Here is a 25,941-nt window from a genome sequence, read left to right as displayed (position 1 = left end):
AGGATAGTTGTGGGGAGTGTGGGGCTAAGGGACTTGGGGTAGCTCCACCCCGAGCTCGGTGAGACCTAGGCGCAGGTAGGGGCGACTGAGGTCACGAGGTTTCAGTATCTGCTCATCCCATGTGATGAGGTCAATATCAATAGGTATCTCTTCTGGTCGTGTAGCTCTTTGCTCGGGGGTACGACCAGCTTCTTGCTCTAGCTCCTTGAGCTTTCTACTGAAAAGGGTAAGTTCATCGTGTGTGTCCCCAACAATGACGACATCAGTGAAGGGGGTAGAGGAGAGGGGAAACTCCACAGGTGCTGAGCGGCGAGGAGTGGAGCAACGTAGCCTACAGCCTCCGAACGAGAAGAGGCGTTTCTGCACATAGGCTATATGATGCTCCGCTTGGGTGTTGCTCCCAAGGGTGAGGATGAAGCGATGGGGGGTACTCATGACTCGCTGTGGCTATGGGTGTGCTGGACGTGTACTGATGCCTCGTGGATGGAGCTGAAGAGTTCGTGGAGGAAGCCCTCCTCTAGACCCAAAGCCTTGCCGTCGCGGAGCCGTTCCTCAATGAGGTAGCGGTAGCGTTCAGGCTGAACAATCGGTAGATGTGCCTTGGCCTTGATTGTTCCGATGTGCTGGGCATACTTCATTCGTTCGCTCATGAGGCGAAGGAGCTCGTGGTCTATGCGATCAATCTCTCCACGTAGCGCTCGTAGCTCCTCGGAGTCTGCGGTGTTGCGTGTCGGGTGGATGTCCAGTGCATCTAGGAGGGAGACGAGTGCTGCAGGAGTGAGCTGCTGGGCAGAGTCACTCCATGCTTCATCGGGGTGTGGATGTACCTCCACCATGAGCCCAGAGAAGTTCATCTCCATGGATGCTCGGCTCACGACGGGGACGAGCTCCCTACGCCCTGCTATGTGGCTGGGGTCACTTAGTATGGTAAGCTCAGGATGTCTCCTGCTGAGCTCGATGGGTATTTGCCAGAGCGGTGTGTTGCGGTATTGCCCTTTTCCGTAGGTACTGAAGCCTCGGTGTACAGCTCCAATCTGAGTGATACCTGCATGGAGGAAGCGCATTAAGGCTCCCTCCCACAGCTCGATATCAGGGTTTAGTGGGTTCTTCACAAGGAGTGTTACCTCTGTGCCACGTAGAGCCTCGGCAAGCTCGGCAATGGCGAAGGGGCTAGCGGTAGTCCTTGCTCCAATCCAAAAGGTGTGTAGCCCGGCCCTTAGAGCAGACTCCACGTGTGAAGGGGAGGCAACTTCGGTCAAGGCTTGCATGCCCAGCTCTGTCTCGATCCGCCGAAGCCACGGTAAACCTTCTTCTCCTACCCCCTCAAACGTACCAGGGCGGGTACGAGGCTTCCATAGGCTTGCCCTAAAGAGGCGTATCCCGCACGCTTGAAGTTGCTTCGCTGTCTCATAGGTCTGAGCCTCCGTCTCTGCGCTACATGGGCCTGCACAGATGGTGAAGGGATAGGGTGAGGGATAATCGAAGCTAAGCGGAGTAAAGAGGTCTGTGGACATAAAGGGAAGGTGCGGGGGAAGGGATGGGGTGAGAGTAGATTGGGTGGGGTGGGTAAAGAATGAAAAGTAGCTAGAGATGGGCGGAAGGATTATACTCCGAGGACAGAGGACTTGTTGTGTAATCTCTAAGCTCTAGGTGTTGGCCTTGCTTGGAGAGAAGGCTCTGTTGTCGGTGTAGGGGAGGTATGATTGCTCTGCTCTGACGCCTCTTGGTCTATCTCCTCAATGAGGCGGAGCATCGCTCGGTAGAGGACGGAGTGCCAAGGGTGCGTCTTATGCGAGAGTAGGTCGTTGTGCCATAGCAGGGTCAGCTCACCATTGTAACGAGCCGTTGTGCGAATCAGTTCGCTGGCTACTCGCTCTGCCTCGTCGTAGGTGAGCCCCATGTATCGCTCTTCGCTGAGGGTGAGGTCTCGAAGGGTGAGAGGGTGTAGTACCAGCTCGGTGAGGAGCTGGGTATTGGGGTTGATAAACTTCACGGGGCGACAGGTGCCAAGGCGGAAGCCTGCCACGTCTGCATAGCCCATTGTATAGTCGTTACGAAAGCCTGAGAAGAAGGTCTGCAGGAGATCCTCTGGCTCGCAAGAGGCAAGCTTGTTGTGCCGTATGCCCTGAGGAGGCAGACGAAGATAACGCTCGAAGACTCTGCGCTCCTCGCTGATACGCTCTACGTGTTGCCCTGAGGCGAAGCTACACTGTAGCCCCAGCTTCACTCCTGCACGCTTAGCCTCGAGTAGTACCCGATGGAGGTAGGCTGACTTCAGGTGATACCGTGGTTTATCTAGCGGGTGACGTGAGGGCATACGTACGAAGAAGCGAATGAAGACCCTCTTGTCTCCCAGCTGATCTCTAAGCCTGCTATCCCACCCTAGGAACTTAGGGAAGGTATAGTAATCATCCTCCGTATCTCGAGAGAAGGAGAGGCGCAGAGCCTTCAGCGGATTTTGCTTTTCCTTCAGCCACGCTCTGAGGAAGCTTCGCCAGCCCCTATAATTGTATGGACGTGCTAGGTCATGCGTGAGGTTCACAGTACTAAACGTAGCTGATCGCTCCTCCATCCTGAGGTGGTGTCGCTCTAGGAAGCCTTCGTCTCTGAGTAGCGCTCTAAGGGCGGCTCCATATTCGTCCACGATGGGACGATGAAGGAACCCTGCTCGGTAAGGGAGCGAACTCTTGCCTGGAAATCGCCCATAGCTATCTCGTTCATGTCTGAGATACATCTCCTCATAACGTGAGATGAGGAAAAAGGTAGAGGCTATTAGGTCTGCGTGGATAACCAGTTGGGTCCTCGAGGCGTTCCATTCCTCTCTAGGCTCCCCGAAGAGGATGGGGATGCCCCGCCACTCTGCTAGTGGTAGGCTGGGGTAGCTCTTAGGGGTACCGTAGCTTGTCCGATCAAAGAAGCCTGAGGGGCGGATGATGATCGGATAGTGCTTCATTTCCTCGGGGTCATTGGTATATCCAATGGCCTCAAAGCGACGCTGGTACCGATCCTCCCCTTGTCCTTGGACGAAGAGTGGCCCGATGAGGAAATCTATGATATATTGGCGGATCTTGCTATGGAGCATCGTCTGCTATTTTTAATGTACTTGGATGACCTTCATGAAGTACTGAGGGAAACTACTCAGAGGTACCGAGGGAAACCTTGAGGAGTTTACGGGGATACCTCTTGGAAGGTTGTGGGGATACCCATCATCCTGCCTTTCGTCTCTCTATTCACCGGCTTGCTCGGTATCTCTTAGAGTGAGTACAGCCTCGATGGGGTAATGATCTGACTCGGTCGCTCGCTTGTCTACCTCACAGCTCACGGCACGGAAGGCCTTGCCATAGATGATGTGATCAATGCGTACGACAAAAGGACGTGTATGGAAGGTGAACCCAAAGCCATTCCCGCGCTCTACGAAGGCATCCTCCATCCCCTCAGAGACCTTCCTATGGACGTAGGAGAGCGGGGTGTCGTTGAAGTCTCCACAGACAATCACGCGTCCCTCCGAGCTATTGGCACGGATGTATTCACTTAGGACATTTGCTTGCACGTTATGTGCCTTAATCGTAGGGCTAAGCTTGGCTCTGAGGGCATCTTGTAGCCGTACTGCCTCGCCTTGCTTGGCTAGGTGCAGGTATTGCTCCCCATCGACACGCTTGAGATGGAAGGACTCTAAGTGGGCATTGATGAGGAGAGTTTCCTTGCCCCCGATGAGCACCTTGGCTGCGATAGCTCCGTTGACCCATGAGGAGATGGGGATCTCCTCTATGCGCATAATTGGGTGCTTGGAGAGAATGGCAAGGGTACTACCACCTCGATTGACACGGATGACACGGATGAAGGGATAGTCCTTGTTTAGATAGCTTTGGAGTGTCTTGGTGACAACCCCAGCGAAGGGATTCTGATTGAGCATAGCCTCCTGAAGACATACGAGGTCAGCTCCACTGCTTTTGATGTATTGCAGGACGGCATTGGGCTGGGTAGCTGAATGGGGCTTGAAGCCGAAGGCGCAGACGTTGTATGAGAGTACCCGTATCGTAGTGCTCTCTTCTGCTGCGAGCAGTTTGTCTGCTCGGTTGATGGGGAAGTAAATAAGCAGCTGAGGTAGGGCTATGAGCCAAACGGCAAGGACCGAGAGTAGCCAGCGCCATTCCCTTACCAGCATCCATACTAGGGTAATGATGAGCTGGAGGATCAGTAGGATAGGGAAGAACAGCCCCAGAAAAGCTGGGATAATCCACTTGATGGGTGGAATGTAGCCTGAGTAAGCTCCTAGGAGGAAGAGAGAGCATTGTATCACCGTCAGGGTCACGAGCGTGACCTTGATAATGCGTGAGCTGATCTTAAGGAACGAACTTTGTGTTTGGCTCTTCTTCATTGGCTAGGATTGATGTGCTATTCGCTCCCCAATGAGGCGTAGCTTTGCTCGCTCTACCTCGGTTAGGCTACCATAGCCAGAGTGGCGAAGCTTCTTGAGGATTGCCTCCTCCTCGGGGGAAAGAGGGAGAGGAGGCTCAGACGAGGTTGGGGGTGTAGATCTGTTGTTTGAGGCTCGTTGTATGAGGCGCACTAGGGGGGCAGTCATGTCGATGCCTCGCCCCAGAAGTAGAGCGAAGAGTACCCCGCAGGCTATCCCTCCTGCATGAGCCAGGTGTCCCCCGATATTACGGTAGCTGAGTAGTCCCCACAGCAGGATCAGCCCCAGAGCTATCCAAAGGGACTTATCTTGAGTAGAGGATGCCGTGCCGTGGGCTCGTCCCCGATAGCGTAGTATAAGAGTCGCAGTGAGTAGAGTGAGGATGGCCGATGATGCACCCATCAGCTCTAGGGGGAGTAGGATAAAAAGACCTAGTGATCCCCCGACGTAATACCCTGCGAGATAGCCTAGGGCTCCTGCTACTGCTCCATATAGATAGAGCACGATGGTGCGACGAGGGTTTAGTCGTGGCTCTACAGGACGCTGTAGCACCCAGAGCAGGAGCATGTTCCCAATCAGGTGCAGGAGGCTATCGTGGGGAAGAATATAGGTTACGAGGCTCCATGGATGAGAGGCTAGGTAGCTCAACTCGGGGCGGAAAGAGAGGAAGCTCCCCACATGCCACCAGCGAAGGGGGGAGACGAGTGTACAGACGAGGTCAATGAGGCTGAGGGCTAGGTACACAACGACCTGTACGGCTATGATCCAATAGATCATAGGCGCATCTGCCCTGAGGAAGGGGAGGTAACGGCTAATAGTTCTGCTGGGAGATCTCACCTTTCTTACGCCATAATAGGATGAGGATGAGCCCGCCAATCATCCCTCCGAGGTGGGCAAAGTGTGCTACACCACCGCCCGTGTTGTGTACCCCGAGGTAGAGCTCAAGTGCTCCGTAGAGGAAGACAAAGTACTTCGCTTTCATCGGGATAAAGAAGCCCACGAAGACATAGGCATTGGGGAAGAGCATCCCGAAGGCAAGCAAGATGCCGAACACCGATCCCGAAGCCCCAACTGTAACCAAGAGATTAAGGAAGTCCTTCGTTGAATAAAGTCCAGCTTCCGTGCGTATGAGTTCGTAGCCGCTGAGGTCACCCAACTCGTACATCCAGCTCAACTCTTGCATCAGTGCTGCACTAAGCCCCGACACGATATAGAAGAGTAGGAAACGCTTCGCCCCCCATACCTGCTCGATGGTAGAACCAAAGATCCAGAGAGCAAACATGTTTGAGAAGACATGCTCTATGGAGCTGGTGCTGTGCAGGAACATATAGGTAAAGAACTGGACGAAGCTAAACTTCGGGGCAGAGAAGTAATGCAAACCCAGTAAATCATTGACGTCAATCCCTCGGCGCAGCAGCACCATAGAGGCAATCCAGATGATGAAGTTAATGACGATGAGGTTACGCACAGCGGGCGGAGCCCAACGAGACCAAGCTGAGGAGGGTTGTTGCATCATCTTGTCTTATCTTTTCTCTTCTTTCTTTTTCGCTTAATACGTTGCAGTGAGGCTTACTTTCTCTCACGACTAATACAAAGATAACCATTCTATGGCTCTTGGGTTTTGTGCCATACCTTGGTGTGGGGAGGCTCTGTTTGGCTCGGGTGTTTTACTTCGTATGTTCATCGGGGGGGGGGAAGTCTCCTCTGATAGGTATTGATCTGGTTTCGTGTGCGTTTCTCCTGTTTCGTGTCCTTTGCCTTTGGCTCTTGATAAGAATAGGTGCTTTAGATGCCCTTGATACCCTACGTTTACAGCCCTTCAATAGGTGCCCTCGGTACCTCTCTAGAGTTATCCCCGGTACCTCTAGAGAGGTTACGGGGATACCCTTAGGGTGATTACGAGGATACCTCTGTGGGGTTTCCCTTTGTATTTCTTTAGGGGAGTTTTCCTCACAGAGACAAGGTCAAGCCTTGGGGTTGTGACCTAGCAAGAGGGCTACTTTATCCATTACTTATCGTATTTGCTCTATGAATAATGCAAAAAGCCTAGACGGTGCTCTGCGGAGCTTCGTCTAGGCTTCTTTATTGAAGGGGGAGCTGTTACTCGCCGTAGTACTTGGCCTTGAGTTCGGCTACCGTAGGATCGGTGATGTAGTCATCGTAGTCCATGATCTTGTCGATGATGCCGTTTGGTGTCAGCTCAATGACACGAGTCGCCACGGTCTGGATGAACTCATGGTCGTGGCTGGTGAAGAGGACATTCCCCTTGAAGACCTTCAGCGTGTTGTTGAAGGCTTGGATGCTCTCTAGGTCGAGGTGGTTCGTGGGGCTGTCAAGAACAAGGACATTAGCATTCTTGAGCATCATCCTTGAGATCATACAGCGCATCTTCTCGCCCCCAGACAGTACAGATGCACTCTTGAGGATCTCTTCTCCCGAGAAGAGCATACGACCGAGGAAGCCCTTGAGATAAACCTCGTTCGTGTCAGCGGCGAACTGCGAGAGCCACTCGACGAGGTTCATGTCCGTATTGAAGTACTCCGAGTTGTCTAGTGGCAGGTAGGCCTCGGTAATGGTCTGCCCCCATTCGTATGTCCCTTCGGTGGCTTTTTCCTCTCCATTAATAATCTGAAAGAGGGCAGTCATCGCACGGGGATCTCGGCTGATGAAGACGATTTTGTCGTCCTTCTCGACGTTGAAGTTTAGATCACGGAAGAGCAAGGTGCCATCGTCAGCGTAGGCAGTCAGCCCCTTCACCTCTAGGATCTTATTCCCTGGGTCACGATCGGGTGTGAAGATAATGCCTGGGTAACGACGACTGCTGGCCTTGATCTCCTCGATGTTGAGTTTCTCCAGCATCTTCTTGCGGCTAGTGGTCTGCTTACTCTTAGCAACATTAGCACTGAAGCGGCGGATGAATTCCTCAAGCTCCTTTTTCTTCTCCTCGGCCTTCTTGTTCTGCTGCTGTTGCTGGCGCAGGGCTAGCTGGCTGGACTCGTACCAGAAGCTGTAGTTCCCTGCGAACTGCTGGACACGGCCAAAATCAATGTCCACCGTGTGCGTACATACGGAGTCAAGGAAGTGACGGTCGTGGCTGACAACCAAAACAGTCTGCTCGTATTCGGAGAGGTAATGCTCCAGCCAAGTGACTGTCTCGAGGTCAAGGTCATTCGTGGGCTCGTCGAGCAGAAGGTTATCGGGCTTGCCATAAAGAGCGCGAGCCAAGAGGACACGCACCTTCTCCTTACCGCTAAGCTCCTTCATGAGTTTGTAATGAAGGTCTTCCTTGATGCCGAGTCCGCTGAGGAGCATGGCAGCGTCACTCTCGGCGTTCCAGCCCTCCATCTCGGCGAACTTATCCTCCAGCTCCGCCACACGGTTCCCGTCCTCATCGCTGAAGTCGGGCTTGGCATAGAGAGCGTTCTTCTCCTCCATGATCGCCCAGAGTACGCTATGCCCCATCAGGACGGTGTCCATGACGGTGTATTCGTCGAAGGCGTAGTGATCCTGGCTCAGCACGGAGAGGCGTTCGCCTGGGCCGAGGGTGATGGAGCCACGGGTTGGGTCGAGGGCGCCGCTGATTGTGCGCAGGAGGGTGGACTTCCCTGCACCATTGGCACCGATGATGCCGTAACAGTTGCCAGGGGTGAACTTGAGGTTCACGTCTTGGAAAAGAATGCGCTTGCCAAACTGGACGGCCAGGTCGCTAACGGTAATCATATTACTTCTTGATTTGCTGAATTAAAGGCTTTCGAAAGGGGAGAAAGGAGGAGAAGAAAATTAGGTATATAGGGTGCACTCGCACCCAATATACGGTGCGTTTGCACCCAATATACGGTGCTGTTGCACCCTATATACCTAATTTTAGCACCTAATTGAGGTTAGTCTAACACGCTTTATTATAGCTAGTTGCAAGGATTGTTTATTAGCCTTGCTTCAGGCTTGCTTAGTTTGCCAAGTTAGCACCCTCACTTGAGTCACTTGGGCTTGATCCCAAGCCTCCCTATCCGAAAGAAAAGATCGCTTATAAAACGACAGTCTCCCTACAAGGCTGTGACCCTGAAGAGAGACCATCGGAAGTGGGGGATGAACTAGGCTGCTGCGCCTTCGCTCATCAGAGCATTGAACTCCTCTGGGCTGACTTCCTTCTCTTCGACTGCTACTTTTTCCTTGGCGATGGCAGCGAGCTTGGAGTCGGCTACTCGGTCGATGAGGTTCTCCTTCGTGCGGTTGTCCTTGAGCATGTTCTCAGCGTAGCCTGCCAGCACGTCATCGGGCACGCTCGTCATGCCGTACATAGCGAACTGGTTCTTGGCAACCACGAGGGCAAACTTCTTCACGTCCTCTTCTTCGATCTTCACACCAGCAGCTTCGAGCATCTGTGCCTTAATGCGGTCGAAGGTGATATCATCGAGGATCTTGGGAAGGTCACGGTCGAGTTCGTCTTCCTTGACGTCCTTGTTGCGAGCGATGAAGATACGCTTGAGCAGGGCTTCGTCGTAGGCTACTTTCCCAGCCTTCTTCAGCAGAAGAGCACGGAGATCACGTGTGAACTTATAGTCGCTCTCGGTAGCGAACTGCTCAGCGAAGCTCTCACGGATGTTGGCACGCAGAGCTTCCTCGGTGCGAATATCACTAGCCTCTCCGAAGGCCTGTGCGAAGAACTCTTCGTTCATCTCGGCTGGTACGTGGCGAGAGATCTTGTGGATCTGGTAGGAGAAGCTGACGCCATCGAGTGCGGGGACAGCTTCCTTCTCGATGCTAAGTAGGGTAGCGATGTTGGCTACGTCACCTTCGTAGAGCGCAAATGGTTCGATGGTGAGCGTATCACCAACCTTCGCACCGATGAGCTTAGCCTTCTCGGCTTCGTTCTTTGCGTAGCGGGGGAGAATCAATGCCTTCTCAGCTTCGATGCCGCCTTCCTTGACTTCTCCATTCTCGAGCTGGAGCATGCGGCCGTAGACTACGTCATTATCTTCTACACTCTCGACGTCTACCTGCTTGCCTGCGCTCTCGAGCATGCGTTGGATCTGTTCGTCCTCCATCTGCTTGGTAGCAGCAATGCGGTAGTAAGCGAGCTTATCTCGCTTAGTTAGCTTGATCTCCAGCTTGGGGGCGAGGGCAACGTCATAGGAAAACTCGAAGTTCTCTTCGGTAGCGAAGTCATACTCCTTCTCATTCTCTACGGGGATAGGGCTACCGAGGATGTCGAGCTTCTCTTCGTCAATATAGCTGAAGAGTGCGTTGACTACAGCTCGGTTAATCTCCTCTACCTTCACCGATGTGCCGACCTGCTTCTTGATTAATCCCAGCGGTGCATGCCCTTTGCGGAAGCCGGGGATGTTTGCACGCTTCTGGTAGTTCTTGATTTCTTTTTCTACTTGGGGTAGGTAGTCAGCTGGTGCTAGGGTGACCGTGATCACTGCTGCTACGTCTGAGGTCTGCTTAATCGATACAGCCATTCGTCTTATATTATTTAATGTATACTATACTTTGCTGGAGTGAGGACTTACCTTGAGGTAACCCCCTTAACAAATTGACTACAAAAGTAGTGCAATTACCCCACTTAGGCAAACAGAAAACCTTCGTATCAAGAAAGGAAACAAAGGCTAAGAAAACCCTATGGGAAAAGAGTAGTCTAGGGACGATAAAAGGTAGAGACACTGAGAAGCCAAGCTCCTTAGTGTCTCTGCCATAAGAATACGTTGCTCTCCTATCCAAGGAGGCAAGCCTTAGTACTGAGGACTAGCTAGAAGCGAGGCTTACCCATAGGCATAGAGGGCATCTTAGGCATCTTGCCACCCTTGAAGCCCTGGAGCGTTTTCATCATCTTGCGGGTCTGGGTGAACTGCGTCAGGAGCTTATTGACGTCCTGCACCGTTGTACCACTCCCGAGTGCTATACGCTTGCGGCGATGTCCATCGAGGATGTGTGGCTTTGCTCGCTCCTCGGGTGTCATCGAGTAGATGATTGCTTCGATGCTCTTGAATGCATCGTCATTGATGTCAATATCCTTGAGGGCCTTGCCTACGCCGGGGATCATTGCTGCCAGTTCCTTGATGTTCCCCATCTTTTTGATTTGATGGATCTGTGTAAGGAAATCGTTGAAGTCGAACTGATCCTTCGCTATGCGCTCCTCGAGACGGCGTGCTTCTCGCTCGTCATAGAGCTGCTGAGCACGCTCCACAAGCGAGACAATATCTCCCATGCCGAGGATACGATCTGCCATACGCTCGGGGTGGAAGACGTCCAATGCATCCATCTTCTCGCCCATCCCAACAAACTTGATTGGCTTATCTACGACCGTGCGGATAGATAGTGCTGCACCGCCACGTGTATCTCCATCGAGCTTTGTGAGTACGACTCCATCGAAGTCCAAGCGGTCGTTGAACTCCTTCGCCGTATTGACTGCATCTTGCCCTGTCATAGAGTCTACGACGAAGAGCGTTTCACTTGGTCGGATAGCCTCCTTCACGGCTTGTATCTCGCGCATCATCTCTTCGTCAATGGCCAGTCGACCTGCGGTATCGATGATTACAACGTCACAACCCTGTGCCATTGCTTCAGCCACGCCTCGTCGAGCGATGCTTACGGGATCCTTACTCTCGAGGTCAAAGTACACAGGCACAGCAATCTGCTCTGCCAAGACTCGCAGCTGCTCGATAGCTGCGGGACGATAGACGTCACAGGCGACGAGTAGAGGCTTCTTGCTTTGCTTTGTCTTGAGCAGATGAGCGAGCTTCCCCGAGAAGGTGGTTTTCCCAGAGCCTTGGAGCCCCGACATCAGGATGATGGCAGGTGTCCCTTTGAGGTTGATTTCGGTGGCCTTGCTCCCCATGAGCTGAGCCAGCTCATCGTGGACGATCTTTACCATCAGTTCGCCTGGGCGCACAGCGGTAAGTACGTTTTGTCCTAGGGCTTTCTCCTTGACCTCTTCGGTAAATTTCTTTGCTACGTTGTAGTTCACGTCTGCCTCGAGGAGTGCACGGCGTACATCCTTGAGGGTTTCGGCGACGTTTAGCTCGGTGATCTTGCCTTCGCCCTTTAGGATTTTAAAGGACCGCTCAAGGCGTTCACTAAGGTTCTCAAACATATATTGCTATGGGATAAGTCTGTTTGTTTCCGTATCGGGGAAGACGACAGCGGGCTTGAAGTTCTGAGCTTCCTCTTGAGACATCCAGGCGTAGGCCATGATGATTACGATGTCGCCAGGCTGCACGAGGCGTGCTGCTGCACCATTGAGGCACACCACACCTGAGCCTCGCTCCCCTGCGATGACGTAGGTCTCAAGGCGTGCCCCATTGTTGTTATTTACGATTTGCACTTTCTCCCCAGGGAGAATGTTTGCAGCCTCTATGAGGTCTTGGTCTAAGGTTATGCTCCCTACATAGGAGAGATTGGCCTCGGTGACAGTAACTCGATGAATTTTTGATTTGAGTAGTTCGATGAGCATCGTTTAGATTTCTTTGATCCAAGCACGACGGGTCTTATGGTGCTTGCGCTCGAAATAGTTCCACTGCATTTGTACAGCGGCGTTGGTCTCTAGCTCGGGGTTGCTCTCGGCGTAGCGTATCCCGTTCTTGTGGAAGATAGGGATGAGGTCATCGAAGAGCAGGGCATTGACACCTTTGTTCTGGTATTCAGGGATAACGCCGATGAGATAGAGGTCTACGACAGGGTTTTTCATTTTCAATGCACGTAGGAGGTGCGCCCAACCGAAGGGGAAGAGGCGTCCCTTTGCCTTCTGGAGGGCACGACTAAGGTTAGGCAGTGTGATGCCAAAGCCTACCACCTTATCATCCTCCTCACGCACGATTACAGTGACATAGTCGTAGCGTAGCATGGGGATATACATGCGTACGTAGTAATCAATCTGTTCACGAGAGAGCTCGGAGACTCCATAGAGTACGGAGTAAGCCTGGTTGAGGGTATCGAAGATACGATGGGCATAGGGGAGAATCTCCTGCTGAGAACGGAACTTTAGAGTCTTTAGCCCGTACTTCTTGCGGACAATCTCTGCGATGCGACGATGCTTCTCTGGCATCTCATCAGGCACGAAGATCTTGTACTCCTGCCAGTCCTGATCCTTGATGAAGCCCATACGCTCCATTTGCTTGGGGTAGTAGGCGTAGTTGTAGATTGTGGCCATCGTGCCGAGCTGGTCAAAGCCCTCAATGAGCATCCCTGCGTGGTCGAGGTCTGTGAAGCCCATAGGCCCCTGAAGCATTTCCTTACCCCGTTTCTTCGCCCAATCGATGACGGCACTAAAGAGAGCATCTACGACCTCATTATCGTTGATGAAGTCCACGAAGCCGAAGCGAGCATTATTCTGATTCCACGTCTCATTGGCTCGATGGTTTATGATGCCAGCGATACGCCCTACGATACGTCCATCCTTGTAGGCAAGGAAGTAAGCGGCTTCGCAGAACTTAAAGGCGGGGTTTCGTGCTGGGTCTAGTGTCAGTAGCTCGTCTTCCACTAGTCCAGGCACATGATATGGGTTGCCACGATAGAGGCGGAGGTTGAACTTTACGAACTTCCTCATATCGGACTTCTCCGTGATCTGTCTTATTTCAACTGCCATATGTCTATGTCTCATTGCACCCCGTCACGGGTGCTAATTAATTGACCCACAAAGATACGCCAAAAAGTCTATATGCCTTATTGTACCCCCGATCTCTATGGGCCGGTTGAGATAAGGTCTCTGATCCTATCGCATTGGTTCCACGGGAAGAGAAAGGGACGAATGCAGAGAGGGTGAAAACGCAGTGCCGATAGGGTAGGAATTTGTATTTGTATATGGTTGGTTTATAGTCTGTTGTAGAGGGTGCTAACGAGTTACCATAAGTCGCTTCATCGAGTTACCATAAGTCGTTCTGGAGAGTTATGGTAAGTCTCTAAAACGAGTTATGGTAACTCGATGAAGCGACTTATGGTAACTCGTTTCAGGGGGAGTTGGAGAGGTGCTGGATAAACTTCTTTTATTTTGTGTCAATTCGCTGTTTTATAGTGGGTTATTACGCTATGAAAGGTTGGAAGGGAAGCCTCCCCAATTCCCAGAGAAGATGCCATCTGTTTTTACCTATATTTGTGTTAGGTTTTTGTACTTAATACAAGTGAATATGCCTTACTTAGAAGTAAAGCAGGTGAGCAAACGCTATGCAGCACACACCGCTTTGGATGCTGTCTCACTGAGCGTTAGGGAGGGTGAGATCTTTGCCCTGCTTGGACCCAATGGGGCAGGTAAGAGTTCCCTCATTCGTATTATTAACCGTATCACGGCTCCCGACAGTGGAGAGGTGCTCCTCGCTGGGAAACCTATCCGTGAGGAGGATCTACGTAATATAGGCTACCTCCCAGAGGAGCGTGGGCTATACCCTAAGATGAAGGTTGGAGAGCATGCCGTTTATCTTGCTCGCCTCAAGGGTCTCGCCAAGCACGATGCGGAGGAGCGGATACGCCACTGGTTTCAGCGACTAGATATCGAGCCTTGGTGGGAAAAGAAAGTGGAGGAGCTATCCAAGGGGATGCAGCAGAAGGTGCAATTCATCTGTACGGTCATCCACGAACCGAAGCTCTTGATTTTTGACGAACCATTCAGTGGCTTTGATCCCGTGAATGCTGAGATTTTGAAACAAGAAATCCTAGCACTGAAGGCTCGGGGGACAACACTTATCCTCTCCACGCACAACATGCAGAGCGTCGAGGAGCTATGTGATAGCATTGCTCTCATAGATCGGGCACATGTCGTCCTCTCAGGTGACACAGAGGAGGTTCGTCGCTCCCACAGCAAGGGGACGGCTCTTATTAGCTACGATGGTATGCTACCTGCAGAGTTTGTGGAGCAGCTTAGCCCAATTGAATATGAGCCCAATGCCCGAGGTGGCATGCTTCGTCTATCGCTTGGGGCAAACGAAGATCTCCGCCAGCTCCTTGCACACCTTCCTTCACATATAAATATCCTTCGTGCTGAACGAGAGTTCCCCTCTATGCACGAGATTTTTCTAGAGACAGTACAAGCAAGATCAGACCGCCATGAATAAGCTGAAACTTGTTATTGCACGAGAGTTCCTATCTCGTGTACGTAAGCGTTCCTTCTGGGTTATGACCCTCCTCCTCCCGATCATCATGCTGGGGGTGTCCATCGTGCCTATACTCCTCGCGCAGAGTGGTACGGATAGCCAGCGAGTAGCTATCATAGACCATACGGGGAAGTATCTATCGCTCTTTAAGGATCGTGATGCCTATACGTTCGTCACGGCTGACCGCAGTATCGAGGGCTATAAGGCTGCAGATCGCCCAGAGGACATCACAGCAATCCTTGAGATACGTCAGGATCTATTGGAGGAGCCTAGTGCAATTAGTCTCTTCTCCTTCAAACAGCTTCCTCGAGGGCTGGAGGACTACATCAACACCACACTCTCTGGCTATCTAACCGACCAAAAGATCTCGTCCTATCAAATCCCAGGTCTCAAAGAAGCAATCGCAGAGAGTAAGGTGAATATCTCCGTCACGACATATAAATGGAACGAAGAGGGCGACGCTACGACTTCGTCCAGTGCTATGGCATCAATCATTGGGATGGGACTCACACTGCTCAGCTACATGTTCATCATGACCTATGGGGGAATGGTGCTACAGGGCGTGCAGGAGGAAAAGAAAAGTCGTATCCTAGAGATCATGGTATCCTCCGTAAAGCCCAAAGACCTCATGATGGGTAAGATCATTGGTATAGGCCTTGCAGGGATTGTGCAGATCTTCGTTTGGATCGTACTGCTTACGGCTGGGGGGATAGCTTTACAGTCTGTGCTGGGCATGAGCACAGCGGAGTCTACTGGAGCTATGAACCCCGCATCGACAAGTGAGATGATCCAAGCCTTGCAGGCTCTCAGAGGTGTGAACTTCGTAGAGATAATTCTCTGCTTTGTCTTGTTCTTTGTCGGTGGGTATCTTTTCTACGCATCTATCCTAGCAGCTCTGAGTGCAACGGTCTCCTCCGATGAGGATAGCTCGCAGCTCATGATACCCGTCCTGCTGATCATGGTCTTCTCTATCTACGTTGGGATGGCCAGTGCAGATAACCCTGATGGAGCTTTAGCATTCTGGTGCTCTATGATTCCAATCACCTCGCCTGTCGTTATAATGGTTCGCCTTCCGTTTGAGGTACCACTCTGGCAAGTCGTATTAAGCTTAGTGCTACTCTTCCTTTCATTTCTTGGGACGAGCTACTTTGGTGGGAAGATCTACCGTATAGGAATACTGATGTACGGTAAGAAGCCGTCGCTCAAGGAGCTATGGCGCTGGGCAAAGTATAAGTAGCATATAGGAAACTAAAGAAGCAAGCAAGGGAGGTAGATAGGCGTACACCTATCTACCTCCCTTGTCTATTTTCGGGGATTAGTCTCCTTACTTCACGGGGTCTCCGACCTTTATTTTGCAGAGCTGGTCACCCCTGATATGGAATGCCTCACCAAGCTCACCTGCCCAGAAGCGGATTGCTTTGACTGTGTCCAGCGGATGAAAGGGGAGCGAGGAGACAAATGTCTCAATTGGATAGCTGTCTGCCTCTGCACTGAGAAGATGCTTGTCTAGCTCTTCCTTCACTTCGTCAATGATGTGTTGGGTTAGTCCCGTTGGGTGTTTCCTGAGACATACATCACAAGCACCACATGGAGCACTATCCTGCTCTCCAAAATAAGCCAGTAGCATACGTGAGCGACAGGTATTCTCTTCCTCTATATAGGTACGTACAGCACCTATGCGGTCACTCATACGCTCTTGCCGTTGAGTGTAGGCAGCATAGGGAATAGTCAGCAGTCGGCTATCCTCACGACGGATGCGGAAGGATACACGGGGGACATGCTTCTGGGGTATATAGTGCAAGATGCCCTTCACAGTTAGATCGACGAGGAAGAGATACACCTCTTCGCTCGTGTAGCCTGTGAGCTCGGCTAGGTCACCCTCGTTGATGGTGACGTAGCCCGAGAAGAGTCCTGTATAGGAGCGTAATAGAGCACGAATGAGACTGTCGGGGCGGACACTCTTCTCGTAGAGGCGTGAGCTTGGTACGAGGAACATCAGGCGAGAGTGGCTATCGTCATCGTTGTACTCCAGCCAACCAGACAGCTGCATGATCTCTATGGCATATCGTGTCTGCACAGGGCGCATCCTGAAGCGTCGTATGAAGAGATCAATGTCGAAATCATACGTTCGCCCCAGTCCCTCACCTTCGCCAATGGAGAGGAAGTTGCACATTTGGTCATAGACATGGCGTATATAGTCCTTATCAGGGAAGGTATCCCTCAGCCTCTTGGTCAGCAGTTGGGAGTCTATGCCACTCGTGATCATCACAGCATAGGACTTCTCTCCGTCACGACCTGCACGACCTGCTTCCTGGAAGTATTCCTCAAGAGACGAAGGAACTGTCAGGTGAATAACCAGACGTACATTGGGCTTGTCGATGCCCATGCCGAAGGCATTTGTGGCGACCATGACACGCACCTCATCCCGCATCCACCGTGCCTGCCGAAGCTCTCGCTCCTTATAGGTCAGCCCTGCATGATAGTAGGTAGCACTTATGCCGTAGGAGAGGAGTTCGTCAGTGACCTTGCGTGTCAGCTCTCGGTCTCGGCAGTAAACAATCGCTGATCCTGAGACACGGGAGAGGATGTGTAACATCATAGCGGTCTTATCTTCACTACGACGGATGGAGTAGGATAGGTTGGGGCGATGAAAGCTCTTCCTCAGGTATGTATAGCCTGGCCGGAACTCTAAGACCCGAATGATATCCTCTACGACTTCCTCTGTCGCAGTAGCTGTGAGAGCAAGGATAGGTACCTCCTCCAGCTCGTGGCGTACAGATAAAATCTCTAGATATGATGGACGGAAGTCGTAGCCCCACTGGCACATACAGTGACATTCATCCACCACGATGAGTGAGATCGCTAGCTCAGATAGCCAAGAGCGAAAAAGGGGTGAACCCAATCGCTCGGGGGAGATGTAGAGGAACTTATACCGACCATAGAGGCAATTGTCCAGAGCAACTTGTATCTTCTCCTGAGACATACCCGAGTGAATGGCTGTAGCTCGTATGCCCTGTGTGTGCAGACGGTCTACTTGATCCTTCATCAGTGATATGAGAGGGGTGATGACTAAGGTGAGGCCTGGGAGCATCAAACCTGGTACCTGGAAGATGATGCTTTTCCCTCCACCCGTGGGGAGTAGCCCAAGGGTATCTTTCCCGTCAAGGATTGATGTGATTAGTTCGCGCTGTAACGGGCGGAAAGATGTGTAACCCCAGTAACGCTCTAGCACCTGCTCGGGGAGAAGAGCATCATCTGCTACCCCTGGGCAAGGATCATGCCCTAGGCTGATGACGGAGGATGGTGTGGTGATGAGGTCGAAGAGATCCTCAGGCCAAAGCATTTGCTCGGACTGCTCTTCGTGTAGGGTGGACTCTGCGTAGAGCAGGGCATCCTCTTCGTCAAGTGCTTCCTCTTGGCTCTGTGGAGGTAGCTTTCCCATGGTCGTAGAGCTCTAGTGGAGCCGGTCATCTAGCTCCGTCTCAAGGCATATATCCTTTACTCGGAGCTGTAGAGAGGCCTGCGTATAGAAATTGTTTTCCTCTAGCTCGTAGCACAATGCGAAGGGAGCATGGCGAGCTAAGGCTGGGAGATAGTGTGCCTGAGCAAGGGCAAAGCCGTGGAGAGGACGTATGCGTTGGTAGTAGTCGGTGATGCGGAGGCTTAGGTGCTGACCATTCTTCCCTACAGCTCTTGTACCACCTGCATCCCTGAGTTGTGCGGTGAGGAAGACAGGACGCTCATTACCCATACCGAAGGGGTAGAAGAGGTCGATTTGCCGAAGAAGATTACGGGAAATCTCCTGCGCATCCAGTCGGGTGTCAATATGTAACTTGGGAAGGAATGGATGGTTGGTGTCTTGGTGCTCCTCGGTGTACTGCTCTAGTCGTCTGCGGAACTCTGCCAAGCGGTCGGGTGCAACCGACATACCTGTTGCGAACATGTGTCCCCCGAAGTTCAGCAGACAGTCGCTACAGGCTTGTACAGCTTGATACAGATCATAGCCTCCGTACGAGCGACCTGAGCCCGATAGGTAGTCACCGCTACGTGAGAATATTACCACGGGACGGTGTAGCCGATCTGCTAGACGTGCTGCGACGATGCCCATTACACCCTTATTCCAGCTTGGGTCATAGAGTACGAGGACTTTACGATCTAGTAGCGTTGGATCTGCCTCAATGTGTGCTAGGGCCTGCTGTGTGACCTCTTGGTCGAGGTCTTGACGCTTGCGGTTGTAGGCATCGAGGATAGCACTCTGCTCCTCAGCGATGTGGAGTGAGTCTGCGATGAGTAGCTTGACTGATTCTGCTCCATGAGCCATACGACCAGCTGCGTTGATTCTTGGCCCTAGTTCATAGTAGATACTAGCCATGTCCACGTGTCCAGGGCGTATCTTCCCCTCTCGCATAAGCTGTGCGATGCCAAGGGAGGGGGTAGTATTCATCACTTGGAGTCCATGATAGGCTAGGATTCGGTTCTCTCCTAGGATAGGGACACGATCCTGTGCTATGCTTAGTACCAGAAGCTCTAGTAGGGGGAGGAGTGTATCGAAGGCAAGTCCGCGTCGTGAGGCGAGAGCCTGAAGGAGCTTGAAAGCAACACCACAACCCGAAAGATCTGTAAATGGATAGCTATTGTCTACCCGCTTGGGGTTGAGGATAGCTACAGCATGAGGGAGTGTTTCGGCTGGGGTATGGTGATCACAGATGATGACATCTATCCCTAGGGACTGGGCATAGTCGATTTCCTCAATGGCCTTGATACCTGTGTCAACAGCAATGATGAGTCCAGCACCCATGTGGTGTGCTTGGTCAATGCCCTGTTGGGTGATGCCGTAGCCCTCGTCGTAGCGGTCTGGGATGTAGTAGGCTAGTTGCTCTTTGGGGACAAAGTGATCCCTTAGGTAGCGGTAGAGTAGTGCTACAGCTGTTGTCCCATCTACATCATAGTCCCCATAGATGAGGATCTTCTCCTTTCTGTTGAGGGCTAACTCCACACGCTCCAGAGCCAGGGGCATGTCCTGCATCAGAAGGGGATCATGTAATGCATCGAGTGAGGGTGAGAGGAAAGCCTCTGCGTCTGCCATGGTGCGAATACCTCGAGCGACAAGTAACCGCCCAACCACGGGGTACAGCCCTAGCTGTTTGGCCAGTGTGCTAGCGACTTGCTCCTCCTCTTCGGTATAGGAGCGTAGCTCCCATTGCTTCGGCATTTTGGGTTACTTCTTGCTGGAGGTGGGGTCTGTGGTGAAGGTGGAGCGTAGTAGGTAGTAGTGATCCTCGCTCTTCCCCTTGTCCTTACCTCGGATGGTGACGATGAAGTAGTTCTTCCCTTTAGTACTCTCCTCTCGTGTGGAGGTGATATCCTCGCGTGCAGTCTCATTCCAGTGAACTTCAAAGAGTAGAGCATCAGAGGTGGAGCGTACCTCTATAGCTTTCTCTCGGGAGCTAGCATCTCCCGTATGGGCTAGCATGCTTAGGAGCTCAACGAGTTGGTACATATAGCTCTCAAAACGATTGCTCTTCAGATGAAGGGAGAGGTCACAGGCACGTTTGATAAGTCCAATATGGGTGGGGGTACGCCAGAGACCCTGTTGGACGACCTTCAGGGCATCTGCGAACTTATGTTCATTGATGAGTGCATCTGCTTGCTCCTCGATTTTGGAGAGGAAGGGAGCTGTATCAGGGCGCCCATCAACGGCGAAGTATAGCTCATGTACTTCGGAGCGAGTCAGGGTGCTATCGGCTCGGCGAAAGCGTGTCGTCAGCAACTCCAGAGGTCGTGCAGTGGGATCGCTGACCTTCTGTATGGGCTCTGACCCTCCTGTGCGCAGACGGATACTATCCTGTCGCATCTGCTCGAGCTGCTCTGCTGTGGGGACATATACCCTACGGGAGCGGTGACGAGAGCGACTGTTGCGTGAGGTACGCTTTGATGAGCTAGCCTTCGTCTTCTTCTTTGAGGAGGAGGATTTACTTTTTGTGGTCTTTGTGGTTTTGGGCTTCTTGCGTGGAGAGGCTGCTCCGAGGTTATCTGGAGCAACAAGGCCTACCCCCAGCGCAAGGAGTAGTAAGGTGAGCTTTGAGCATATAGGCTTCATTCTTTATATCTACTTCGTGTGGTGATCCCGACCCATTCCGAGTGACCCAGAGGCGCCTCGAGGAGGAGTGCTTCCCTATGTGGATATAAGTACCCCAAGGGGAGCTACCACCTACGGTGAAACGAATATTGCTGACCTCATCGTATGCACTACGCTACCTCCACTAGGGGGCAGTTTGCCTAGCCAGCTCTACAAAGATACACAAACGAAGCTAATCCCTTTGCCTAATGATGCGAAAGGGAGTAGGGGTAAGTTGGGGGGAGGGAAGACAGACTATAATCTTTCTCCTCGTGAGATGAAAGGTCTCTCCTTATATCCATCTTTGGGTCAAAAAGCTACCCACGGGTGGGTTATCTTTGCTACCCACGGGTAGGTTGTCTCTGTCACCCACTCATGGGTTTCTTTGCATACCCACGAGTGGGTACTTTTTCTCTTAGAGGTGGGGGCGAAAGATGCTTCCTCTATGGGGCTGAAAAGAAGGCTTTTGTATCTTTGCTCTTGGTATCTAACACCCCGATATGCACCGATGATTACACTAGATAAAACTATGCTCCGGTATCAGATTGCCCTCTCCTTGGTCAAGGGGTTGGGGACTAAGGGTACACGTCTCTTCCTGCAACATATCCATAATCTGGAGGAGGCTTTTACCCATCCTGAGTGTATCCGTACGGCCCTGCCTCAGTTGTCAAATCGTATTTATCACCAGTTCCTTGATACAGCAGTGCTGGGTGAGGCAGATCGTATCCTCTGCTTGTGTGAGAGCGAGGAGATAACGCCTCACTTCATTTTGGATGAAGAACACTACCCAAGTAGGCTGAGTGAATGTCCTGATGCACCTATTATCCTCTACTCCAAGGGGACATTTGAAGCATGGGATGAGCGACATGGGCTGAGTGTGGTGGGGACACGAGGGGCGACAAGCTACGGCAAGTCGGTCACGAGCGCGCTTATCGGGAGTCTTTCGGAGCAGGTATCTGGATTGGTCATTGTGAGTGGCCTTGCCTATGGGATCGACATACAAGCGCATCGCTCGGCTCTAGAGCTTGGACTACCAACGGTGGCGGTACTGGCACACGGGTTAGATACTATCTACCCTGCCGTACACCGAAGGGAGGCTATTGCGATGCTGGAGCATGGGGCTTGGGTGAGTGAATATGCGCCTGGTGTGAGGGCTCGCCCATCAAACTTCCTAGCTCGTAACCGTATTATCGCTGGACTTACCGAGGCTACACTCGTCGTCGAGGCAGGGCAACATAGCGGTTCACTCTCTACGGCACGTCTCGCCTTAGAATATAATAGGGAGGTTTTTGCTGTGCCAGGTAGGGTTAATGACTTGATGAGCGTTGGTTGTCATCAGCTCATTGAGGGAGATCGGGCGCACCTACTCTCTAGTGCTGAGGGGTTAATCGCAGAGATGGGTTGGGGTGGAGAACGGATAGCAAACTCCCGACCTAACTTTGTCGCTCCTTCAGCCCCCAAGGCGGTCTCATACAGTCATCCAGTCTTGCGAGCCCTTGATGAGGGTGGGGCATTGACGCTAGATGAGTTGGCTCGGCTACTGGGTCGTACTATTGCCGCGATGAGTGACGAGTTGTTTGAGCTCGAGATGGAGGGGCTTATCCAAGCGCAACCTGGGGGAGCCTACCGCCTGAGCTAGTTTGCTCCTAGTACATTTCCTATCCTATACCTAGCCCTCCTCCTTACATCCATTTTTCTACGCTACTGTTGTACAGCTTGCTCTATTCCTCAGCTACACTCTTCTCTCCTCTGATTCATATCTACCCCTTAGTCCTCTTCCCCGTATTTCGGTTGGAGGGGAAGGAACAAAGGAACAGCCCCCAATGGATCGCACAATCCATTGGGGGCTGTTCCTTCTTTTAGGGGACTAGAGACCAAACGCCTCCCGTACCCTATCTACATAGTCGAGTTTCTCCCAAGTGAAGAGTTCCACCTCTTGCTCAATAATTCCTTGACTACCTGTCGAGAAGCGTTTGGTGACTGTGCGTGGTGTACGACCGAAGTGACCATAGGAGGCTGTCTCCTGGTAGATAGGAGCACGGAGCTTCAGACGCTGCTCAATGATGTAGGGACGCAGGTCAAAGAGGGTATGGATGCGCTGGGCGATTTCCTCGTCAGTTAGATTTACGTGTGCAGTGCCACTCGTCGCTACATAGATGCTGATAGGCTCTGCAACACCGATGGCATAGGCAAGCTGGACGAGTACTTCGTCTGCCACACCTGCGGCAACGAGGTTCTTGGCAATATGACGTGCGGCGTATGCGGCAGATCGGTCTACCTTCGAGGGGTCTTTACCTGAGAAGGCCCCACCTCCATGGGCGGCTTTTCCTCCGTATGTATCTACGATGATCTTCCGTCCTGTGAGTCCGGTATCTCCGTGTGGGCCTCCGATAACGAACTTTCCCGTGGGGTTTACAAGGAGCTTAATGTCGCCAGCAAAGATTTCCTTCATCTCCTCGGGGTACTTAGCGAAGACTCGAGGTAGGAGGATATGACGTATATCTTGAGCAATTCGCTGTTGCATTGCTTCATCAGCCACCGCCTGTGCCTCGGGGGTGGAATCTTGGGGAGTCACGAAGTCGTCATGCTGTGTGCTGATGACGATGGTGTCTATGCGTAGAGGCTTGCCTTCGTTGGAGTACTCGACTGTTACTTGACTCTTGGCGTCGGGGCGTAGGTAGGGCATCAGATGAAGCTCCTCCTTGCGTATATGGGCCAGCTCCTCTAGCAGAGCATGAGACAGATCTAAGGTCAGAGGCATGAGCGAAGGTGTCTCTCGACAAGCGTAACCAAACATGATCCCTTGGTCTCCTGCTCCTTGTTCCTCGGGAGCGGTACGCTCCACTCCACGGTTGATGTCTGCGCTTTGACCATGGATAGCCGATAGTACGCCACAGCTGTCCGCATCGAAGCAGTAGGCACTCTTGTCGTAGCCAATAGAGCGAATAACACCCCGTGTAATGTCCTGGAGCTCTACGTAGGCTTCGCTCTTGACTTCCCCTGCGAGCATGACTTGCCCCGTAGTAACTAGTGTCTCACATGCCACCTTTGCATGTGGGTCAAGAGCCATGAAATGGTCTAGTATTGCATCCGATATTTGGTCAGCCACCTTGTCTGGGTGACCCTCTGAGACAGACTCAGATGTGAATAGATAGCTCATATATGCTGTCTTTTGATGAATAGGATAATACGTAACCCCTAGACGTGAAAAGACCTCAATCGCTAGAGGATAGCAACCAAGGTCAAGTAATGCTTATTACTCTTCCTCCCAGCGATTAGGGAGCTTTGAGTAGCTCGTCACAAAGGAGAGGAGTGACGGGTTTAGCATTTTTTTGTGTGGTTGCAATCATCTCAAATCTATCCACGTGCATAAGGGTGTTTCTTCGGGGACAAAGGTACAAAACTTTATATATATACTTACCCGTAGCCGATGAGGAGACATACTCTTTCATTCAACTACACCATGGTGCTTAGATAGAAAATCCGGGGCACAGCAGGCGATTAATCGCTTTGCTGTGCCCCGGTCGTAGGTGCTAGATACTAGATAGATGAGAGTCTATCTTAGTATGGGTTTAGTGGGAATATGCTTATTTCTCGTTGGTGGCCAAGAGGCGAATAATGTCTGTGATTAACTTCAGAGGGTTATCCTTCGTTGTGAGCTTCAGCTCCATCTGTCCTTCTTCCCCATTTCCTGACATGGATAGATAGGAGAAGGTCTTTATCTTCTCGAAGATTTTGGGGGGAAGGAAGGCTCCTATCATACCACCAATGGGAGATCCTGTGAAGATGTAGTTGAAGTCTACAGCCATTGCCATGCTATGCCCCTTCAGGATAGATGCATAGGCTGCATCCTTCACAGAGGGAGCTTGTTCCTTGAAGAGAATATCCTTCCCTTCAGTACCTACAGCTAGATAGTTTACACCATCCTTATGACCGAAGTAGAGCTCTGGATCATTCCCTTTCTTAGCCATGTACTGATGCTCACCTTGGGTCTCAAGAGTGATACGATCAGAGTAATAATAAAGCTCACCATCAACATCCCCCTTGTCTGCTAGTCGCTCCAGTGAGTCCATACCATTTATATAGCTTCGTATAGCAGAGGCTATTTGGTCTACGGCTGTAGGGGTCTTTCCCTGCGAATAGAGTACCATACCAATCTTTCCCCCTACGGGCATGAAGCTGTTCACTGTGAAGGCGACTTCTCCATCAAACAGAGAGGAAAGTTGATTTGGATCTAGACCCATCTCTGAAAGCGCTTCAAGGTATGGAGTGAACTCTGGGCTATCCTTATAGAATGAGCTGGCCTTAGTCCCATCAATGAAGCCATTTAAGATAAAGAAGTTATTCTTTGGTAGATACTTCTCAAAGACATTCTTTGTCTTTTGGGGCATGAGGCTTTTGTAGAGCTCTTGGTACTTCTTTAGAGCATCTTTGTTCTCAGAGGTGTACTTGAAGTTCCCCACCATACGCCCCTTCTCGAAGGTGAAATGCATGACTGTCTGTATGTCAGTCAGCCCTTTCTGTAGGGGAAACATCGGGGTGGCGTAATCAGATGCTAGGCGCTGTAATCTAGAGTACTCAAGGATACAAGCTATGTCGGCATCTTTACTTTTGAGTTCCTTGAAGGCTGCACGTTGGTAGTACCGTTTACCCTCCTTGAGGTTGATGAGGCGAGTCAGCTCGGCTCTGACGTCCTTGCTACTGCTGTCAGTTCGAGAGAGTATGAGTAGGGCATCCTTGCTGAAGGCACACGCACTATTCTCGCCTCCCTTGTCATCTACGATGAGGGTTATCCCATCTTTCTCCACCATTTGAGGCTTATTCTCTCCAAGCTCGATGATTTGCTTGATGAAGTCACGAAGCTTTCCTTGGTCAGAGACACGAGCCAGTATCCCGGCTTCGAAGTCTGGAGTCTGGAAGAAGTAGATCGGACTAGAGAAGTCTAGTCCAGACTTCTTCGGGTCTTCGACGATGGGCTTGAAGACCTTGCCCACGTTCTCTTTGGATTTGGAGAAGATTACTTCTCGGAGGGCTTTGTTCTCGCTGGAGAGGATCTCAGACTTTTTGACGAGCTGATTTACGGAGATGGCGATGACGAAGTCTGCATCATCAGGAATCACTTGTTCGTAGACTTTACTCTTGCTACAGCTACTGAGTGCGATCGCTAGGACAGCAAGTGCACTCATGAAGTGACGGAGCTTTGCTTTCATAAACTATATGATTGATTAGGATGAACTATTAAGATATAGTGATAACAGGCTAGGCGCGGAGAGGCCTGCTGCCTATTTGTCTACGTCCATGCCTCTCTATGAGGTGAGTAATCT

19 protein-coding genes are annotated in these 25,941 nt (G+C 51.6%); 3 read left to right on the top strand and 16 right to left on the bottom strand.

The genetic code is table 11. The annotated features are described in order from the left end of the window. Positions 1-24 precede the first annotated feature (24 nt). The 11 genes from HMPREF0636_RS04230 to HMPREF0636_RS04180 all read right to left on the bottom strand — a co-directional run bounded on the left by HMPREF0636_RS04230 (position 25) and on the right by HMPREF0636_RS04180 (position 13,001). The gene (locus HMPREF0636_RS04230; RefSeq protein ID WP_044168729.1) at positions 25-435 is read right to left on the bottom strand and encodes a 2-amino-4-hydroxy-6-hydroxymethyldihydropteridine diphosphokinase; all 411 of its coding nucleotides are present in this window, start codon (positions 433-435) and stop codon (positions 25-27) included. Further along, positions 432-1,514: a bifunctional 3-deoxy-7-phosphoheptulonate synthase/chorismate mutase type II gene (locus tag HMPREF0636_RS04225; RefSeq protein WP_044168727.1), complete on the bottom strand. Its 1,083-nt coding sequence runs from the start codon at positions 1,512-1,514 to the stop codon at positions 432-434. Before HMPREF0636_RS04225 ends, HMPREF0636_RS04230 begins: the two co-directional genes overlap by 4 nt. 125 nt (positions 1,515-1,639) lie before the next feature. Beyond that, a complete protein-coding gene (locus tag HMPREF0636_RS04220; RefSeq protein ID WP_044168725.1) occupies positions 1,640-3,082 on the bottom strand; it encodes a UDP-2,3-diacetamido-2,3-dideoxy-alpha-D-glucuronate deacetylase VimE in 1,443 nt (480 codons plus the stop codon). Positions 3,083-3,226: 144 nt separating this feature from the next. Further along, positions 3,227-4,378, bottom strand: a complete 1,152-nt coding sequence (locus HMPREF0636_RS04215; protein ID WP_005469326.1) for an endonuclease/exonuclease/phosphatase family protein — start codon at positions 4,376-4,378, stop codon at positions 3,227-3,229. Between the two features lie 3 nt (positions 4,379-4,381). After that, positions 4,382-5,194 (bottom strand): rhomboid family intramembrane serine protease, encoded by an 813-nt coding sequence (locus HMPREF0636_RS04210; protein WP_044168724.1) that lies wholly within the window; start codon positions 5,192-5,194, stop codon positions 4,382-4,384. 34 nt (positions 5,195-5,228) lie between these two features. Then, on the bottom strand, positions 5,229-5,933 hold the full coding sequence (locus HMPREF0636_RS04205; protein ID WP_081748397.1) for a rhomboid family intramembrane serine protease: 705 nt from the start codon (positions 5,931-5,933) through the stop codon (positions 5,229-5,231). 584 nt (positions 5,934-6,517) lie between these two features. Next, positions 6,518-8,137, bottom strand: coding sequence for an ABC-F family ATP-binding cassette domain-containing protein (locus HMPREF0636_RS04200; protein WP_044168723.1), 1,620 nt, complete (start codon positions 8,135-8,137; stop codon positions 6,518-6,520). 371 nt (positions 8,138-8,508) lie between these two features. After that, on the bottom strand, positions 8,509-9,879 hold the full coding sequence (gene tig, locus HMPREF0636_RS04195; protein WP_044168722.1) for a trigger factor: 1,371 nt from the start codon (positions 9,877-9,879) through the stop codon (positions 8,509-8,511). A 287-nt stretch (positions 9,880-10,166) separates the two neighbouring features. Beyond that, complete coding sequence (gene ffh, locus HMPREF0636_RS04190; RefSeq protein WP_044168721.1) at positions 10,167-11,510, bottom strand: signal recognition particle protein; 1,344 nt, start codon at positions 11,508-11,510, stop codon at positions 10,167-10,169. Between the two features lie 6 nt (positions 11,511-11,516). Next, a complete protein-coding gene (gene panD / locus HMPREF0636_RS04185; RefSeq protein WP_044168720.1) occupies positions 11,517-11,870 on the bottom strand; it encodes an aspartate 1-decarboxylase in 354 nt (117 codons plus the stop codon). Positions 11,871-11,873: 3 nt separating this feature from the next. After that, positions 11,874-13,001, bottom strand: coding sequence for a GNAT family N-acetyltransferase (locus HMPREF0636_RS04180; RefSeq protein ID WP_005469292.1), 1,128 nt, complete (start codon positions 12,999-13,001; stop codon positions 11,874-11,876). Positions 13,002-13,539: 538 nt separating this feature from the next. On the opposite strand from HMPREF0636_RS04180, the gene HMPREF0636_RS04175 reads away from it, so the two are divergent. Both HMPREF0636_RS04175 and HMPREF0636_RS04170 read left to right on the top strand, forming a co-directional pair. Continuing rightward, positions 13,540-14,460: an ABC transporter ATP-binding protein gene (locus HMPREF0636_RS04175; RefSeq protein ID WP_044168718.1), complete on the top strand. Its 921-nt coding sequence runs from the start codon at positions 13,540-13,542 to the stop codon at positions 14,458-14,460. Beyond that, the gene (locus HMPREF0636_RS04170) at positions 14,453-15,736 is read left to right on the top strand and encodes an ABC transporter permease (RefSeq protein ID WP_044168717.1); all 1,284 of its coding nucleotides are present in this window, start codon (positions 14,453-14,455) and stop codon (positions 15,734-15,736) included. Before HMPREF0636_RS04175 ends, HMPREF0636_RS04170 begins: the two co-directional genes overlap by 8 nt. An 87-nt stretch (positions 15,737-15,823) precedes the next feature. Here HMPREF0636_RS04170 and HMPREF0636_RS04165 read toward each other — a convergent pair whose 3' ends face one another. The 3 genes from HMPREF0636_RS04165 to HMPREF0636_RS04155 are packed head-to-tail and all read right to left on the bottom strand — an operon-like array spanning position 15,824 to position 20,599. After that, positions 15,824-17,941 carry a RecQ family ATP-dependent DNA helicase gene (locus HMPREF0636_RS04165; RefSeq protein ID WP_044168716.1) on the bottom strand — a complete coding sequence of 706 codons (2,118 nt, stop codon included), beginning with the start codon at positions 17,939-17,941 and terminating at the stop codon, positions 15,824-15,826. 12 nt (positions 17,942-17,953) lie between these two features. After that, positions 17,954-19,711 carry a single-stranded-DNA-specific exonuclease RecJ gene (recJ, locus tag HMPREF0636_RS04160; RefSeq protein ID WP_044168714.1) on the bottom strand — a complete coding sequence of 586 codons (1,758 nt, stop codon included), beginning with the start codon at positions 19,709-19,711 and terminating at the stop codon, positions 17,954-17,956. Positions 19,712-19,717: 6 nt separating this feature from the next. Then, on the bottom strand, positions 19,718-20,599 hold the full coding sequence (locus HMPREF0636_RS04155; RefSeq protein WP_044168713.1) for a DUF4919 domain-containing protein: 882 nt from the start codon (positions 20,597-20,599) through the stop codon (positions 19,718-19,720). A gap of 526 nt (positions 20,600-21,125) precedes the next feature. Here HMPREF0636_RS04155 and dprA point away from each other — a divergent pair. After that, complete coding sequence (dprA, locus tag HMPREF0636_RS04150; RefSeq protein WP_044168712.1) at positions 21,126-22,256, top strand: DNA-processing protein DprA; 1,131 nt, start codon at positions 21,126-21,128, stop codon at positions 22,254-22,256. A gap of 228 nt (positions 22,257-22,484) precedes the next feature. On the opposite strand, the gene metK is transcribed toward dprA, so the two are convergent. Both metK and HMPREF0636_RS04140 read right to left on the bottom strand, forming a co-directional pair. Then, a complete protein-coding gene (gene metK / locus HMPREF0636_RS04145; RefSeq protein ID WP_044168710.1) occupies positions 22,485-23,777 on the bottom strand; it encodes a methionine adenosyltransferase in 1,293 nt (430 codons plus the stop codon). Between the two features lie 427 nt (positions 23,778-24,204). Further along, positions 24,205-25,827: a DUF4836 family protein gene (locus tag HMPREF0636_RS04140; protein ID WP_044168708.1), complete on the bottom strand. Its 1,623-nt coding sequence runs from the start codon at positions 25,825-25,827 to the stop codon at positions 24,205-24,207. Positions 25,828-25,941: the final 114 nt, after the last annotated feature.

It is taken from the genome of Porphyromonas catoniae ATCC 51270 (genome assembly GCF_000565015.1).
GTDB classification, from domain to species: Bacteria; Bacteroidota; Bacteroidia; order Bacteroidales; family Porphyromonadaceae; genus Porphyromonas; species Porphyromonas catoniae.
This window is presented reverse-complemented; position numbering and strand designations above follow the sequence as displayed.